This is a genomic window from Paraburkholderia gardini (genome assembly GCF_907164545.1).
Classification (GTDB): Bacteria; Pseudomonadota; Gammaproteobacteria; order Burkholderiales; family Burkholderiaceae; genus Paraburkholderia; species Paraburkholderia gardini.
On the sequence record NZ_CAJQZB010000006.1, the window covers coordinates 149,893 to 164,999 of the forward strand.

14 protein-coding genes are annotated in these 15,107 nt (G+C 62.8%); 7 read left to right on the forward strand and 7 right to left on the reverse strand.

Annotation, left to right across the window (positions count from 1 at the left end):
- Window positions 1–56: 56 nt before the first annotated feature.
- From hemH to LPA37_RS07080, 7 genes are all read left to right on the forward strand, one after another.
- Window positions 57–1,136, forward strand: coding sequence for a ferrochelatase (hemH, locus tag LPA37_RS07050; RefSeq protein ID WP_228975016.1), 1,080 nt, complete (start codon window positions 57–59; stop codon window positions 1,134–1,136).
- Between the two features lie 68 nt (window positions 1,137–1,204).
- The gene (locus LPA37_RS07055) at window positions 1,205–1,612 is read left to right on the forward strand and encodes an RNA-binding S4 domain-containing protein (protein ID WP_228975013.1); all 408 of its coding nucleotides are present in this window, start codon (window positions 1,205–1,207) and stop codon (window positions 1,610–1,612) included.
- Between the two features lie 525 nt (window positions 1,613–2,137).
- Window positions 2,138–2,719, forward strand: a complete 582-nt coding sequence (gene grpE, locus LPA37_RS07060; protein WP_228975012.1) for a nucleotide exchange factor GrpE — start codon at window positions 2,138–2,140, stop codon at window positions 2,717–2,719.
- A gap of 43 nt (window positions 2,720–2,762) precedes the next feature.
- Window positions 2,763–3,200 carry a thioredoxin family protein gene (locus tag LPA37_RS07065; RefSeq protein ID WP_228975009.1) on the forward strand — a complete coding sequence of 146 codons (438 nt, stop codon included), beginning with the start codon at window positions 2,763–2,765 and terminating at the stop codon, window positions 3,198–3,200.
- Window positions 3,201–3,353: 153 nt separating this feature from the next.
- Window positions 3,354–5,306, forward strand: coding sequence for a molecular chaperone DnaK (gene dnaK / locus LPA37_RS07070; RefSeq protein ID WP_228975008.1), 1,953 nt, complete (start codon window positions 3,354–3,356; stop codon window positions 5,304–5,306).
- Window positions 5,307–5,572: 266 nt separating this feature from the next.
- Window positions 5,573–6,709, forward strand: coding sequence for a molecular chaperone DnaJ (gene dnaJ, locus LPA37_RS07075; RefSeq protein ID WP_228975005.1), 1,137 nt, complete (start codon window positions 5,573–5,575; stop codon window positions 6,707–6,709).
- A 25-nt stretch (window positions 6,710–6,734) separates the two neighbouring features.
- A complete protein-coding gene (locus LPA37_RS07080) occupies window positions 6,735–8,693 on the forward strand; it encodes a chorismate-binding protein (RefSeq protein ID WP_229012138.1) in 1,959 nt (652 codons plus the stop codon).
- Window positions 8,694–8,765: 72 nt separating this feature from the next.
- Here LPA37_RS07080 and panB read toward each other — a convergent pair whose 3' ends face one another.
- Genes panB through LPA37_RS07115 form a run of 7 tightly spaced genes read right to left on the reverse strand, consistent with a single transcriptional unit; the run spans window position 8,766 to window position 15,020 of the window.
- Window positions 8,766–9,581 (reverse strand): 3-methyl-2-oxobutanoate hydroxymethyltransferase, encoded by an 816-nt coding sequence (gene panB, locus LPA37_RS07085; RefSeq protein ID WP_228975002.1) that lies wholly within the window; start codon window positions 9,579–9,581, stop codon window positions 8,766–8,768.
- 32 nt (window positions 9,582–9,613) lie between these two features.
- Window positions 9,614–10,294: a deoxynucleoside kinase gene (locus LPA37_RS07090; protein WP_229012139.1), complete on the reverse strand. Its 681-nt coding sequence runs from the start codon at window positions 10,292–10,294 to the stop codon at window positions 9,614–9,616.
- Window positions 10,291–10,839, reverse strand: a complete 549-nt coding sequence (gene folK, locus LPA37_RS07095; RefSeq protein ID WP_228974996.1) for a 2-amino-4-hydroxy-6-hydroxymethyldihydropteridine diphosphokinase — start codon at window positions 10,837–10,839, stop codon at window positions 10,291–10,293. Before folK ends, LPA37_RS07090 begins: the two co-directional genes overlap by 4 nt.
- Window positions 10,840–10,886: 47 nt before the next feature.
- Window positions 10,887–12,500 (reverse strand): polynucleotide adenylyltransferase PcnB, encoded by a 1,614-nt coding sequence (gene pcnB, locus LPA37_RS07100; protein WP_229012140.1) that lies wholly within the window; start codon window positions 12,498–12,500, stop codon window positions 10,887–10,889.
- Window positions 12,497–13,183, reverse strand: coding sequence for a histidinol-phosphatase (locus LPA37_RS07105; protein WP_228974992.1), 687 nt, complete (start codon window positions 13,181–13,183; stop codon window positions 12,497–12,499). The genes pcnB and LPA37_RS07105 overlap by 4 nt, the downstream gene beginning before the upstream one ends.
- Window positions 13,176–13,928 (reverse strand): DnaA regulatory inactivator Hda, encoded by a 753-nt coding sequence (gene hda, locus LPA37_RS07110; protein WP_229012141.1) that lies wholly within the window; start codon window positions 13,926–13,928, stop codon window positions 13,176–13,178. Before hda ends, LPA37_RS07105 begins: the two co-directional genes overlap by 8 nt.
- An 18-nt stretch (window positions 13,929–13,946) precedes the next feature.
- Window positions 13,947–15,020, reverse strand: a complete 1,074-nt coding sequence (locus LPA37_RS07115) for an AI-2E family transporter (RefSeq protein ID WP_229012142.1) — start codon at window positions 15,018–15,020, stop codon at window positions 13,947–13,949.
- Window positions 15,021–15,107 lie beyond the last annotated feature (87 nt).

Below are 15,107 nucleotides of genomic sequence, written 5' to 3' on the forward strand. Positions count from 1 at the left end.
TATAATGGGCTCCACCTGAACCGATTTCCTGCAGCACGCCACCGGGCCAACTGAATATGCGTTTCGATCTCGAGCGGCCTTCGCAGTCCGCCACGTCACATCGTGTCGCGGTGTTGCTGATCAATCTCGGCACGCCGGATGCTCCAACGCCGCGTGCCGTGCGTCGCTACCTCGCGCAGTTCCTGTCCGATCCGCGCGTGGTCGAGATTCCGGCCGCGATCTGGCAGGTGATCCTGCGTCTGTTGATCCTGCCGTTTCGTGGTCGGGCGTCGGCAAAGAAGTACGCGGCCGTATGGATGCCGGAGGGTTCGCCGCTGCGTGTCCACACCGAAAAGCAGGTGGAGGCGCTGCGCCATCTGCTGCATCTGAACGACTATCAGGTGATCGTCGATTACGCGATGCGCTATGGCACACCGGGCATTCCCGCGATGCTGAAGCAGTTGAAACTGTCGGGCGCCGAGAGGGTGCTGTTGATGCCGATGTATCCGCAGTATTCGTCGTCCACCACGGCCACGGCATTCGACGACGCATTCGTTGCGTTGCGGCGCATGCGCAACCAGCCGGAAGTGCGCACGGTGCGTCACTATTGCGACCATCCGGCATATATCGCCGCGCTCGCCGCGCAGGTGCGGCACTACTGGCAGACGCACGGCCAGCCGGATTTCGCGAATGGCGACAAGCTGGTGTTGAGTTTTCACGGCGTGCCGAAACGCACGCTCGATCTCGGCGATCCGTATCACGAGCAATGCCAGCAGACCGGCGCGCTGCTGATGAACGCGCTGCACCTGTCGCCGGTGGAGTGCCGCATCACGTTCCAGTCGCGTTTTGGGCGCGCCGAGTGGCTGCAGCCCTATACCGCGCCCACGCTGAAGGAGCTTGGGCAGGCAGGCGTGCGGCGCGCGGACGTGTTTTGCCCCGGTTTCACAGCTGATTGTCTGGAGACGATCGAGGAAGTCGGCCTTGAAGTGCGCGACGAATTTCTGCACGCGGGCGGCAAGGAGTTTCACCGTATCCCGTGCGTCAATGCTTCTTCGCCGTGGATCGCGGCGCTGGGCGAGATCGTCGCGCAACATCTGCAAGGCTGGCCGGTCATTCAGCCGGCGCCTGCGCAGGGCGCCGCGGTGGCCCAGGCGTGATGGTCGACAACGAACGGGGAACGGGTCGGAAACAGGCTGAATAATTGATCAGGATTGGAAGAGCTTCAATGAACTACAGAATTGATACCGGGCCCGGTGCGCGTCTGCGGATCGACAAATGGCTGTGGGCCGCGCGCTTCTTCAAGACGCGTTCGCTCGCGGCGGACGCGGTCGAGAAAGGACGTGTGCGGATCGGCGGCGCGACGGTCAAGCCGTCGAAGGACGTGCGGGTGGGCGACCCGGTCGAGATCCAGATCGAGCAGGTTCTGTGGCAACTGGAAGTGCTGGGCATCTGCGACGTGCGCGGCCCGGCGAGCGTCGCGCAGACGCTCTACGCTGAAACAGCTGAAGGCAGGGAAAAACGGCTGGCGGAACAGGACCGGCGCAAGACGTATCGCGAACCGGCCGCCAGCATGCACGGCCGGCCGACCAAACGCGACCGGCGCGTTATCGACAAACTTTCAGGTGCGGATTGAAAAGTTTTTCCATTGTCTGATGCACGCCACCGTATTCCGTCGTGCTTTCGTTGACGGCGCCAGACATACATATGGTCGTGGTGCCCGCGATGAGTACCAGGGCGACCACCGAAATTGCAAGGGTCAGTTTCACGGTACTCCCCTGAAAGATGCGGGATTGAAACGGCGTTCTGGCCAGGTGGTAAGGCAATAACGACAGTGACAGCAGTGAAAACAGCAGCGATCCGGAAAGAAGATTACGACTGTTAGGGTAAACGTGTCTTTTCGGACGTCTGAGTGGAGTTTAGGACAGTCGCGCATCGGGCTCAATCTCAATCTGATGACGGTCGTGTGATTGTTGTAACGGCCAGTTTCACCGCACGTTCCGGGTGCGAACCGGGGTGTGAATGGACTTGAAAACGCCAGTGCGGACCCCATTTGCACCATCGACAAGCGGCGGCTTGTTGTGTCCGTGCAACGCTCGTCAGGGCGCGCATGGAATGAAGACGCCGCCGTGCCTTTTATTTTTTAACGACTTTCAGCGACATGGAAAACACGCAAGAGAATCCGACCAGCCAGAATCCCACGCCCGCGGACGAAACCGGTCGCGCGGCCGCTGATGCCACTGCTGCCGCTACGGCTACGGCCCAGCCGGAAGGAACGGCACAGGTTGAGTCTGCTGATACGGCACTCGCTGAAGCGCAGGCGAAGATTGTCGAACTGCAGGAGAGCTTCCTGCGCGCGAAGGCCGAGACGGAGAACGTGCGCCGCCGCGGCCAGGACGACGTCGCGAAGGCACACAAGTTCGCGATCGAGAGCTTCGCTGAACATCTGCTGCCGGTGCTCGACAGCCTCGAAGCCGCGCTCGCGCACAACTCGGACGACCTGGCAAAGGTCCGCGAAGGCGTCGAGCTCACGCTGCGCCAGTTGACGGGCGCGCTGGAGAAGGGGCGCGTCGTTGCTCTGAACCCGGTCGGCGAGAAGTTCGACCCGCATCGCCACCAGGCCATTTCGATGGTGCCGGCCGAGCAGGAAGCGAACACGGTCGTCGCTGTGCTGCAAAAGGGTTACGTGATTGCCGACCGCGTGCTGCGTCCGGCACTCGTGACCGTCGCGGCGCCGAAGTAAGCGCGGCAGTCAGTCGTCCGGTCCCGCCCGTAGCATTGTTGTCATGACCAGCATTCCCGTCGATGCCACCGCGTTCTCCGTCTTCGACATGCAGGAGCTGAGCGCCGAAACGTTCGACGCCGGCCTTGTTTCGGCCGGAGATGAACTGGCGGTCGTCTTCTTTTGGGGTTTCGAGTGCTTTAACTGCGAAATCGCGAAGAAGGCGATGCTGACGCAGCCGGACGCGATCCGCGCGCTCGGGCTCAAATGGTTCCACTGCAACGTCTACGAGCACCGCGAACTGGGCCGTCGCTTCTTGCTGCACGGCGTGCCGACGTGGTTTTTCTTCCACCGTGGCAAACGCCTTGGCCGGGCAACCGGCTGGCATGGCATCGGCCAGTTCGAGGCCGCCGTCGCGGCGACGCGGGCGAAAATCGTCGCCGCTGTGACGGATGAAGGTGGTGCCACACTGGAAAACCGCATGGCCGGGCCGGGCGATTGAAAAATATTAATGACCGCATTGCATTCAGGGTCTTGAAAACGATGCGGATGCACTTATTTTGAGTGCAGGTATGAATTGAAGGCGAAGTGCGCCGCCAATCCTCAAGACGGGGCGCGCCTTTCGCTGCGATCAAAGTTCAGGAGATCAGGAAAAATGGGCAAAATCATCGGTATTGACCTCGGCACCACGAACTCGTGCGTGGCGATCATGGAAGGCAACTCGGTCAAGGTGATCGAGAACTCGGAAGGCGCGCGCACCACGCCGTCGATCATCGCTTACATGGAAGACGGCGAGATTCTCGTCGGCGCACCGGCCAAGCGTCAGTCGGTCACGAACCCGAAGAACACGCTGTACGCCGTCAAGCGCCTGATCGGCCGCCGCTTCGAAGAAAAGGAAGTGCAGAAAGACATCGCTCTGATGCCGTACAAGATCATGAAAGCCGATAACGGCGATGCATGGGTCGAAGTGCGCGACCAGAAGCTCGCTCCGCCGCAAATCTCCGCGGAAACGCTGCGCAAGATGAAGAAGACCGCTGAAGACTACCTCGGCGAGCCGGTCACCGAAGCCGTGATCACGGTTCCCGCGTACTTCAACGACAGCCAGCGTCAGGCTACCAAGGATGCAGGCCGCATCGCCGGCCTGGAAGTGAAGCGGATCATCAACGAACCGACCGCAGCCGCGCTCGCATTTGGTCTGGACAAGGCCGAAAAGGGCGACCGCAAGATCGCCGTGTACGACCTCGGCGGCGGTACGTTCGACGTGTCGATCATCGAAATCGCCGACGTTGACGGCGAAATGCAGTTCGAAGTGCTCTCGACGAACGGCGATACGTTCCTCGGCGGTGAAGACTTCGACCAGCGCATCATCGATTACATCATTGGCGAATTCAAGAAAGAGCAGGGCGTCGATCTGTCGAAGGACGTGCTCGCGCTGCAACGCCTGAAGGAATCGGCTGAAAAGGCGAAGATCGAACTGTCGTCGAGCGCGCAGACCGAAATCAACCTGCCGTACATCACGGCCGACGCGTCGGGTCCGAAGCACTTGAACCTGAAAATTACGCGTGCGAAGCTCGAAGCGCTGGTTGAAGAGCTGATTGAACGCACGATCGAACCGTGCCGCACGGCGATCAAGGACGCAGGCGTGAAGGTCGGCGAAATCGACGACGTGATTCTCGTCGGCGGCATGACGCGTATGCCGAAGGTGCAGGAAAAGGTGAAGGAGTTCTTCGGCAAGGAGCCGCGTCGTGACGTGAACCCGGACGAAGCCGTCGCCGTGGGCGCTGCGATTCAGGGGCAGGTTCTGTCGGGCGACCGCACCGACGTGCTGCTGCTCGACGTGACCCCGCTGTCGCTCGGCATCGAAACGCTCGGCGGCGTGATGACGAAGATGATCAACAAGAACACGACGATCCCGACCAAGCATGCGCAGGTCTACTCGACGGCTGACGACAATCAGGGCGCCGTGACGATCAAGGTGTTCCAGGGCGAACGCGAAATGGCAGTGGGCAACAAGCTGCTCGGCGAGTTCAACCTCGAAGGCATCCCGCCGGCACCGCGCGGCGTGCCGCAGATCGAGGTGAGCTTCGACATCGACGCGAACGGCATTCTGCACGTCGGCGCGAAAGACAAGGCGACCGGCAAGGAAAACCGTATCACGATCAAGGCGAACTCGGGTCTGTCCGAGGCTGAAATCGAAAAGATGGTGAAGGACGCGGAAGCGAACGCGGAAGAAGACCATAAGCTGCGTGAGCTGGCCGATGTCCGTAACCAGGGCGACGCACTCGTTCACAGCACGAAGAAGGCGCTGACCGAGTACGGCGACAAGATCGAAGCCGCTGAAAAGGAAAAGATCGAAGCCGCACTGAAGGACCTCGAAGAAACGCTGAAGAGCGGTTCGAGCGACAAGGCAGCGATCGAAGCGAAGATCGAAGTGGTTGCAACGTCGTCGCAGAAGCTGGGCGAAAAGATGTACGCCGACATGCAGGCAGCCCAGCAAGGTGCGGAAGGTGCGGCGGGTGCAGCCGGTGCGGGTCAGTCGCAAGGCGGCGCGAGCCAGCCGGAAGACGACGTCGTCGACGCCGAGTTCAAGGAAGTGAAGAAGGACTAGGCCGGGTTGAACATCAACCTCAAGGCGGTGCATCGGAAGCGATGCACCGCCCGGCTGCAGAACGGTTCGCGCCCGCTCGGGCGTGTGACCGCGAGTCGATGATGAGCGCGCCTGGCGAGCCCTTTGGGTTCTCCGGGCACATTTGTTTTATGGAGGACGTGGATTTTGTCCGTTGTAACGGATAAAAACGCGGCCGGACGAGTCGGAAGACTCCAGCATTCATAAGGAGCCGCCGCGCCGGATTGCGCGGCTGGCGTTGAACCGAAATGGCGAAACGGGATTACTACGAGGTTCTGGGCGTCGCGAAGAACGCGAGCGACGACGAAATCAAGAAGGCTTATCGCAAGCTCGCGATGAAGCACCACCCCGACCGCAATCCGGGCAACAAGGATGCGGAAGAGCATTTCAAGGAGGTGAAGGAAGCCTACGAAATGCTCTCGGACTCGCAAAAGCGTGCGGCGTACGACCAGTACGGCCACGCAGGTGTCGATCCGAACATGGGCGGAGGCCAGCAGGGTTTCGGTGGCTTCGCCGACGCTTTCGGCGACATCTTCGGCGACATCTTCGGCCAGGCGGCCGGCGGCGCGGCACGCGGCGGCGGCCGCGCGGGTCCGCAGGTTTATCGCGGCGCCGATCTGCGCTACAGCATGGAAATCACGCTCGAGCAGGCCGCGCATGGCTACGACACGCAAATCCGCGTGCCGAGCTGGGTTTCGTGCGAAATCTGCCATGGCTCCGGCGCGAAGCCGGGCACCAAGCCGGAAACCTGCCCGACCTGTAGCGGCTCGGGCGCGGTGCGGATGTCGCAGGGTTTCTTCAGCATCCAGCAGACCTGCCCGAAGTGTCATGGCACCGGCACCTACATTCCTGAGCCTTGCACACACTGCCATGGCGCAGGCAAGACCAAGGAAACCAAGACGCTCGAAGTGAAGATCCCGGCGGGTATCGACGACGGCATGCGTATCCGTTCGGCCGGCAACGGCGAGCCGGGTATCAACGGTGGTCCGTCGGGCGACCTGTACGTCGAGATTCACATCAAGCAGCACACGGTGTTCGAGCGCGACGGCGACGACCTCCATTGCCAGATGCCGATTCCGTTCACGACGGCGGCGCTGGGCGGTGAAATCGAGGTACCGACGCTGGCGGGCCGCGCGAGCTTCACGGTGCCGGAAGGCACGCAGTCGGGCAAGACGTTCCGTCTGCGCGCGAAGGGTATCAAGGGTTTGCGCTCGAGCATCGCGGGCGATCTTTACGTACACGTGCAGGTCGAGACGCCGGTCAAGCTCACCGAAGGTCAGCGCGAGATCCTGCAGCAGTTCGAGAAGTCGCTCGTCGAGGGCGGCGCGCGGCACAGCCCGCAAAGCAAGAGCTGGTTTGACCGGGTGAAGAGCTTCTTCGATTAACGGAAGGCTGAAGTTGGCGGTACCCATGGTGACTGACGAACGCGGCACCGTGTTCGCGTTGCTCGACGACTGCGATTCGACGGCAGCACATCGGACGAGTCGTCTGTACACGGGTTTTGTGCGCGAGCGCGCGTGCGTGGATGCCGGTGCGCTCGACACGGTGTGCGACGCTGTCGCGGCGGATCTGCGCGATGGCTTGCACGCCGTGGTACTCGGCGACTATGAATTCGGCCGGAATCTGGTTCTTCAGGATTCGCTCCGGTCGCAAAAAACGCAGCGTGGCGATGCCACGCTGCGTTTTTTATTGTTCGAACGATGCGAAAAACACTCGCACGATGAAGTCGATACGTGGCTCGCGGCGCGCGATGGCGGCGCGCAGGAGCCGTCGATGGCGGGTGTGGGCGGCATGCGTGAGAGTGTCGATGAGGCGGAATTCGAAGAGGCCATTGCCGGCGTCCATGAAGCGCTGCGTGCCGGGGACTCGTATCAGGTCAACTACACGTACCGGCTCGATTTCGACGTGTTCGGCACGCCGCTTGCGCTGTATCGACGGTTGCGGGCGCGTCAGCCGGTGCGCTACGGCGCGCTGATCGCGTTGCCCGACGACCGGTGGGTGCTGTCGTGCTCGCCGGAACTGTTTGTCGAAAAAGAAGGCCGTACGCTGCACGCGCGACCGATGAAAGGCACGGCGCCACGCTCACCGGATCCGCTGGCCGATCGACACCTCGCCGAATTCCTCGCGAACGACCCCAAGAATCGCGCTGAAAACGTGATGATCGTCGACCTGCTGCGAAACGATCTTTCGCGGGTCGCGGAGACTGGCTCGGTAAAAGTGCCCGCGCTCTTCACCGTCGAGCCTTATGCGTCGGTGTGGCAGATGACGTCGAGCGTCGAAGCGCGGTTACGCGCGCATACGTCGTTCGCCGATATCATCCGGGCGCTGTTCCCGTGCGGCTCGATCACGGGCGCACCGAAGCATCGCACGATGCAGTTGATCGATACGCTCGAAAGCACGCCACGCGGTCTTTATACCGGCGCGATCGGCTGGCTCGATGCGCCTTCGCCGTCGCCGTCGCCGGCGATCGGCGCGGTAAATTCCGCGGGTAGCGCCGTGCCGGCCTCGCACGAGGCGGCTGCGTCGGCTCACGACACAGAAGACGTCTGCGGCGATTTCTGCCTTTCCGTCGCGATTCGTACGTTGACGCTCGACGCGTCCGGGGTGGGCGGCGCGCGCCACGGCAAGCTCGGCATTGGCGCGGGCATCGTGCTCGACAGCGTCGCCGCCGATGAATACGCGGAGTGCCGGTTGAAAGCGCGGTTTCTGTCGGAGGCCGATCCGGGCTTCCAGCTATTCGAAACGATGTATGCGACGCGCGAAAATGGCGTGCGGCATCTGGAACGCCATCTGGCGCGCATCGGTGCGAGCGCGCGATATTTCGGCTTCGCGTTCGACGAAGCGGCAACGCGTGAACAGATTGTCGCGCAGTGTTCGCAACTAGCGGCAAAAACGCCGCACCGCATGCGGCTGTCGGTCGGCAAGCGCGGCACGACGCAACTGACTGCCGCGTTGCTGGCGTCGCTGCAAACCGGGGTTGTCGACGTGCTGTTTGCGTCCGATCACGGTTACGGCGCGATGCGGGCGGGCGATGCGCTGCTGCATCACAAGACGACGCGTCGCGCGGAATATGACCGTGCATGGCACGAAGCGGAGTCGATGGGCGCCTTCGACATGCTGTTTTTCAACGACCGCGGTGAACTGACCGAAGGCGGGCGCACGACAGTCTTCGTCAAGTGCGACGGGCGCTGGTGGACACCGCCGCTGTCATCGGGCGTGCTGCCAGGTGTGATGCGCGGCGTGCTGCTCGAGGACACTGAGCTGCAGGCCACCGAGCGGGTTCTTGTGCGCGAGGATGTGGAGCGGGCGGAAGCGTTGCTGCTGTGTAATGCGCTGCGTGGAGCGGTAGCGGCGAGGCTGGCAGGCTGAGCGCCAAATCCCGGAACGAGAAGCGTAACGGCTTGCCAGGCGGATGCGAACCAGCCGCACCCGCCATCACCGTCAAAACGTATGTTCGGTTCCCGGGAACGAGCCGTCCTTCACCGCCCGCACATACGCCTCGACCGCGGCAAAAATCCCCGTCTGGCCCTGCATGAAGTCCTTCACGAAACGCGGCCGTTTGCCGGGGAAAATGCCGAGCATGTCGTGCAGCACCAGCACCTGACCCGAACAGTCGAGCCCCGCGCCGATACCGATCGTCGGAATTTTCAGCTGTTTGGTGACTTCCGATGCGAGCAGCGTCGGCACTGCTTCGATCACGATCAGTTGCGCGCCTGCGTCCTGGACGGCACGCGAATCGCGCAACAACTGGCTCGCGCCCGCTTCCGTCTTGCCCTGCACCTTGAAGCCGCCGAACGCGTGTACCGATTGCGGCGTGAGCCCCACGTGCGCGCATACCGGAATCGAGCGTTCGACCAGAAAGCGTATGGTATCTGCCAGCCATTCGCCGCCTTCGAGCTTCACCATTTGCGCGCCGTCGCGCATCAGCTTCACGGAACTCTCGAACGCCTCGGCAGGTGTGCCGTACGTGCCGAACGGCAGATCGGCGACGATCAGCGCGGACGGCTTCGCCCGTGCCACGCAGGCCGTGTGATACGCGATGTCGTCGAGCGTGACGGGCAGCGTCGTCGAATGACCCTGCAGCACGTTGCCAAGCGAATCGCCGATCAGCAGCACGTCGACACCCGCACGATCGAGCAGCGACGCGAAGCTTGCGTCGTAGCAGGTGAGCATGGCGATCCTCTCGCCGGCTTCGCGCATTGCCTGCAGTTTCGGCACAGTAACGGCGTTGCGGCTCGTTTCCTGCAAATAGGTCATGACAGTCCGTCGGAATAAGGAGAGCGCGTCGTTTAAAGCGACGTGCCTTTGACAAAGAATTCCTTGCGACCGCGCATCGATTCCATGCGTCCGATCAGAAGTGCAAGGTCCGCGTCCGATTCGAGCGGATTCAGATGTTCAGCGTTCACCGTGAGCACGGGCGCGCCGTCATAGTGATAGAAAAATTCGTTGTAAGCGTCACACAGCGCGCGCAGATACGCATCGGAAATTTGTAGCTCCATCGGCAGCGCGCGCTTCTGGATGCGCGAAAACAGCACCTCCGGGCTCGCCTGGAGATAGACGACCATGTCCGGTGCAGGCCCTGACGCATCGACGCGCGCAGCGAGCGCACGATACAGTTGCCATTCGTCGTCCGGCAACGTGAGATGCGCGAACACGTCGTTCTTCTGCGTCATGAAATCGGCGATGAGCGGCGTGTCCGCCGACCACGCCTGCGCGATGTCGCGTACCTGCTGCGCGCGCTGCAACGCGAAGTGAAGCTGCGTCTGTAGCGCGAAGCGCGACGTGTCGCGGTAAAAACGTTCGAGAAACGGATTTTCCTGCGGCCGCTCGTAGATCGCATGCATCGACCAGCGCTCCGCGAGGCGGTGCACGAGCGACGTCTTGCCGACGCCAATCGGGCCTTCGATCGCGAGATAGCGGAACGGCGAGCGCAGATCCGGCGCGACGACGGTGAGCGGCGTGGAATTCATCGGCAACCGCCTCCGGACGATTCGGCTTTTCTGCCTGTCAGCACGCCAAGCACCGGGCACTGACAGGGCGAATTCATCTTCTCGATGCGTTGCGACGCGACGGCTTCAAGAAAGGCGTCGGCGCGGCCGCGCTGCGGAATGATCAGCGTCGGGTCGATTTCGACGAGCGGCACGAGCACGAACGCGCGCTCGGTGAGACGGGGATGCGGCACGATCAGATCCGGCTCGTCCATGCAGTGGTCGCCGAAAAGCAGGATGTCGAGATCGAGCGTGCGCGGTGCGTTATGAAAGGGACGCTCCCGCCCGAAGTGATGCTCGATCGTATGGCACAGCGCGAGCAGATGGCGCACGGGGAGTGTCGTATCGATCTTCACGACGCAGTTGAAATAGTCGTCTCCACCTGCGTCGATCGGGGCGGTGCGATACATGCTCGACTTGGCGAGCACGGCAATGGTGTGCTGTTGTGCGAGACACACAACAGCGTCTTTCAGGGTCTGGCGCGCGTCCCCGAGATTCGCGCCGAGGCCGAGATAGGCAACCGTCATGGCATAGCTTCCTGCAACTTACGTTCGACGACGCGTGCCGGAAGCGGTCAGTCTTCGTGCGAGCCTTCAGGGCTCGCATCGCTGGCTTCACGCGTTCCTGCGGTCGTGCCGCCCTCCATTCCGTCACCCGGCTTGCGGCTTCTGGCGCCACTGCTGCGCCGCCGTCGTTTTCTGGGTGCCCGGTCCTTCCCGCCTTGCGTGAGCAATGCTTCGCGCGCGGCGATGTCTCCATCGATGAAATCCGTCCACCACTGACCGACCGACTCATCGAGTTCGCCCGATTCGCAGCGTAACAGGAGGAAATCATACCCTGCTCTAAATCTTTGGTGTTCCAGCAGCTTCAGCGCGCCGCGGCCCGAGCGCTTTTCGAGGCGCAACTGCAGGCCCCAGATCTCGCGCATGTCCGACGAGAAGCGCTTGTGGATCGCGAGTTTCTCGGTCTGCATGTCGAGCACGTCGTCCATCGCGCGGTGCAGCGCGGGCACCGGAAACTCGCCCTTCGCCTCGTATTGCTGCCAGCGTTGCTGCATGTCGTGCCACAGCAGCGTGGCGAACAGGAAGCCCGGTGAAACCGGCTTGCCGGCGCGCACGCGGTCGTCGGTATTGGTGAGCGCGAGCGTGATGAATTTCTCGCCCTGCGGCTGTTCGAGCACGACGTCCAGCAGCGGCAGCAGCCCGTGATGCAGGCCTTCCTTGCGCAGACGCGTGAGACACGCGAGCGCATGACCCGACAGCAGCAGCTTCAGCATTTCGTCGAAGAGACGCGCGGCCGGCACGTTGTTGATCAGGTCGGCCAGTTCGACGATCGGTGCGCGCGTGCTGTCCTCGATCTCGAAGCCGAGCTTCGCGGCGAAGCGCACGACGCGCAGCATGCGCACCGGATCTTCGCGAAAACGCGTGGCCGGATCACCGATCATGCGCAGGAGACGCGCACGCATGTCAGCCATGCCGTTGTGGTAATCGAGCACCGTTTCGGTAGCCGGGTCGTAATACATCGCGTTGATCGTGAAATCGCGGCGCGTGGCGTCTTCGTGCTGCTCGCCCCAGACGTTGTCGCGCAGCACGCGCCCGCTGGCGTCGACTGCGTGGGTGCGGCGGTCGAGTTCGTCGCGCTTCAGGCGGCGCGGCGGCGGGGCGTCGGCGGCCGGCGGATCGACCAGCGCGCGAAACGTCGAGGTTTCGATGATTTCCTGGCCGAACTGCACATGCACGATCTGAAAACGACGACCGATGATGCGCGCGCGACGGAACAGCTTTTGCACCTGATCGGGCGTGGCGTCGGTCGCGACGTCGAAGTCCTTGGGCGCGATGCCAAGCAGCAGGTCACGTACCGCGCCGCCGACGATGAACGCGCGGTGGCCCGCCTGCTGTAACCCTTCGGTCACGCGGATCGCGTTCTTCGAGATCAGTGATGGATCGATGCCGTGAATGTCGGCCGAAATGATGACGGGCACGTCCGGATCGGACACCGCCTTCGCGCCCGTGGCGCGCGCCGGTTTACGGCGTGTCTTCGTGGCCGGACCGGCTGCGGCGCCCGTGGCATTGCGGCCAGCGCGGGTGCCAGCCGGTTCTTCTGCGCCGGACGGCGCGGTACCGGCGTCCGGGGCGTCAGCGGGTGCCGGATCTTGTCCGAACAGCTTGCGAATGAGTTTTTTGATCACGTGGGTTGAAAGAGTTCGAGGATGCGCCAGTCTTTGGCCTGCGCGTGGGCGCGCAAGATGTCGTCGGGATTGGTCGCGATCGGGTCGGTGACTTTTTCGAGCAGCGGGATGTCGTTGTGCGAATCGCTGTAGAAATAGCTGCGCTCAAAATCCGACCATGTCTTGCCGAGCGAAGCGAGCCACGCTTCGGTACGGACAATCTTGCCTTCTTTATAGCTCGGGGTGCCAGTCGGCCGTCCGGTGTAGTCCGAATGCGGATGGCCGTCGACGGTTTCCGCTTCGCACGCGATCAGGTTGTCGACGCCGAAGACTTCGGCGATCGGCCCGGTGATGAATTCGTTCGTCGCGGTGACCATGCAGCACAGGTCGCCGGCATCGCGATGCACGCGCACGAGTTCGAGCGCGGCCGGCACGATCGCGGGTTTGATCACTTCGTGCATGTATTGCTGGTGGAACGCGGCCAGTTGCGCGCGCGAGTACTTCGACAGCGGCGTGAGCATCGCGATCAGATACGCGTGAATGTCGAGCCGCCCGGCCTTGTAGTCGGCAAAAAAGCGGTCGTTTTCACGCGCGAAGTTTTCGGCGTCGACCATGCCGTGCTTCACCATGAAGCGCCCCCATTCGTGGTCGCTGTCAGTGGGAATGAGCGTGTGATCGAGGTCAAAGAGTGCAAGGTTAGTCATGGGGGCCCATTTTACTTGAAGCGGATGACGACGGAGCCGTTCGGGGGGCCGCCCCGCTTTCGGGCGATGCGAGCATGGTGCGCAAAAGCGGCAGGGTGACCGCGCGCTTCTGTTCCAGCGAGAAGCGGTCGAGCGCGTCGAGGAGCGCCATCAGGCTTGGCATGTCGCGGCGAAAGTGCGTGAGCAGGTAGGTGGGGACGTCGTCGGCGAGGGCGATGCCGCGTTCGCGCGCGGCGTGCTTGAGCACGGCCGCCTTGCGTTCGTCGGGCAGCGGCGCGAGGTGGAAGACAAGGCCCCAGCCAAGCCGCGTGCGCAGGTCCTCGCGTACCGCGAGGCCCATCGGCGCGGCGTTGCCAGTCGCGACCAGCGCGCTCGTGGGGTGCGCGCGCACTTCGTTGAAGAGGTTGAAGAGCGCGATCTGCTGGGCGCCCGACAGGCCGTCGCAGTCGTCGATCGCGTAGAGCGCGACCCGTGGGTCGAACGCGAACGCCGCGAGGCCGCTTTGTGGGCACGCGAAACGTGCGAGCCCGGGTTGCGCGTTCTCGACCAGTGCTTTCAGCAGATGGCTGCGGCCGCTGCCGGTTTCGCCCCAGACGTAGAACGTCCGGTCGGCGACCGGGCCGACGGCGAGCGCGCCCTCGAGCTCACGCAGGCGCGTGACCAGTTCGGCGTTGGTGCCGGCGAAGAAATTGTCGAATGTCGATGGCGGTGGGGTGCCGAGATCGAGCGTCAGTTGACGAAGCACAATAAAAACCGGAGTCAGTTACTTGTAAAGCGCGCTGGCCAGATAGCCGGCACGCATTTCGCGCAATGCGACCGACAGGATCGCACTGACAGGCAACGCCAGCAGCACGCCAAAAAAACCGAACAGTTGCCCGAATGCGAGCAGCGCGAAAATCACCGCGAGCGGATGCATGCCGATCCGCTCGCCGACGAGCCGCGGCGTCAGGATGAAGCTTTCGAGGATCTGCCCGACGCCGTAGACGAGCGCCACCGCGCCGAAGCCGTACCAGTCGCCGAACTGCAGCGCGGCGGCGCCGAGCGCGAGAATCAGGCCGGTCGCAAAGCCGATATACGGGATAAATACCGCGAGGCCGGTGAAGATGCCGACCGGCAGTGCGATCTCGAAGCCCGCGATGAAGAGCGCGAGCGCATAGTACACGGCGAGCACGCCCATCACGAGCAACTGGCCGCGCAGGTACTGCGAGAGCATGTGGTCCATGTCGGTGGCGAGCTGGATTGTCTTGTCGTACCAGCGGCGCGGAATGAAGAGCTGGACGCGGGCAAGCATCGCGTTCCAGTCGTACAGCAGATAGAACAGCACGAGCGGCACCATCACGACATTACCGATGACCGAGATCATCACGTTGCTGCTGGTGCGAATCGAGGTCCACGCGTAGAGCGCGACGGTCTGCGCGCTGCCTTCCAGCTGGCCCATCACCAGATCGCGCACGCTCGCGAAATCGAGCGTGTCGGTGAGGCCGAGCAGCGCGACCTTCGGTTGCAGCCAGTCATGCGCCTGCGAGAAAAACCGCGGCACCTGCTGCTTCAGTTGCGGACCTTCCTTCTGCACGACGAGGAGGATAAGCAGCACGAGCGCCGTCATCAGCAACGCGAAGATCAGCATCATCAGCAGCGCGGCGAGGCTGCGCGGCATGCGCCGGCGCGCGAGCCACGCGACGCCCGGCTGCAGGATGTACGCGAGAATCGCGCCGAGCAGGAACGGCGTGAGGACCGGACTCAACAGCCACAACAGGATGCCGAGCCCGAGCGCAATGGCGACCCAGATGAAGGCTTGACGCTGATACGGCGTCAGAACAGGCGAATTCTGCTGCAAGGCGGGTTTTCCAGGGATCGTCCGAATGGATGAATTCCAGCCAGGCGGCCGGCATCGGGTAAAATCGCATTTTACCGACCTTCGAGC

Coding starts and splice junctions, on each gene's coding strand:
- grpE (WP_228975012.1), top strand. CDS start 2,138: ATGGAAAACACGCAAGAGAATCCGACCAGCCAGAATCCCACGCCCGCG.
- dnaK (WP_228975008.1), top strand. CDS start 3,354: ATGGGCAAAATCATCGGTATTGACCTCGGCACCACGAACTCGTGCGTG.
- LPA37_RS07065 (WP_228975009.1), top strand. CDS start 2,763: ATGACCAGCATTCCCGTCGATGCCACCGCGTTCTCCGTCTTCGACATG.
- folK (WP_228974996.1), bottom strand. CDS start 10,839: ATGACGGTTGCCTATCTCGGCCTCGGCGCGAATCTCGGGGACGCGCGC.
- LPA37_RS07055 (WP_228975013.1), top strand. CDS start 1,205: ATGAACTACAGAATTGATACCGGGCCCGGTGCGCGTCTGCGGATCGAC.
- LPA37_RS07090 (WP_229012139.1), bottom strand. CDS start 10,294: ATGAATTCCACGCCGCTCACCGTCGTCGCGCCGGATCTGCGCTCGCCG.
- panB (WP_228975002.1), bottom strand. CDS start 9,581: ATGACCTATTTGCAGGAAACGAGCCGCAACGCCGTTACTGTGCCGAAA.
- hemH (WP_228975016.1), top strand. CDS start 57: ATGCGTTTCGATCTCGAGCGGCCTTCGCAGTCCGCCACGTCACATCGT.
- LPA37_RS07105 (WP_228974992.1), bottom strand. CDS start 13,183: ATGACTAACCTTGCACTCTTTGACCTCGATCACACGCTCATTCCCACT.
- dnaJ (WP_228975005.1), top strand. CDS start 5,573: ATGGCGAAACGGGATTACTACGAGGTTCTGGGCGTCGCGAAGAACGCG.
- LPA37_RS07080 (WP_229012138.1), top strand. CDS start 6,735: ATGGTGACTGACGAACGCGGCACCGTGTTCGCGTTGCTCGACGACTGC.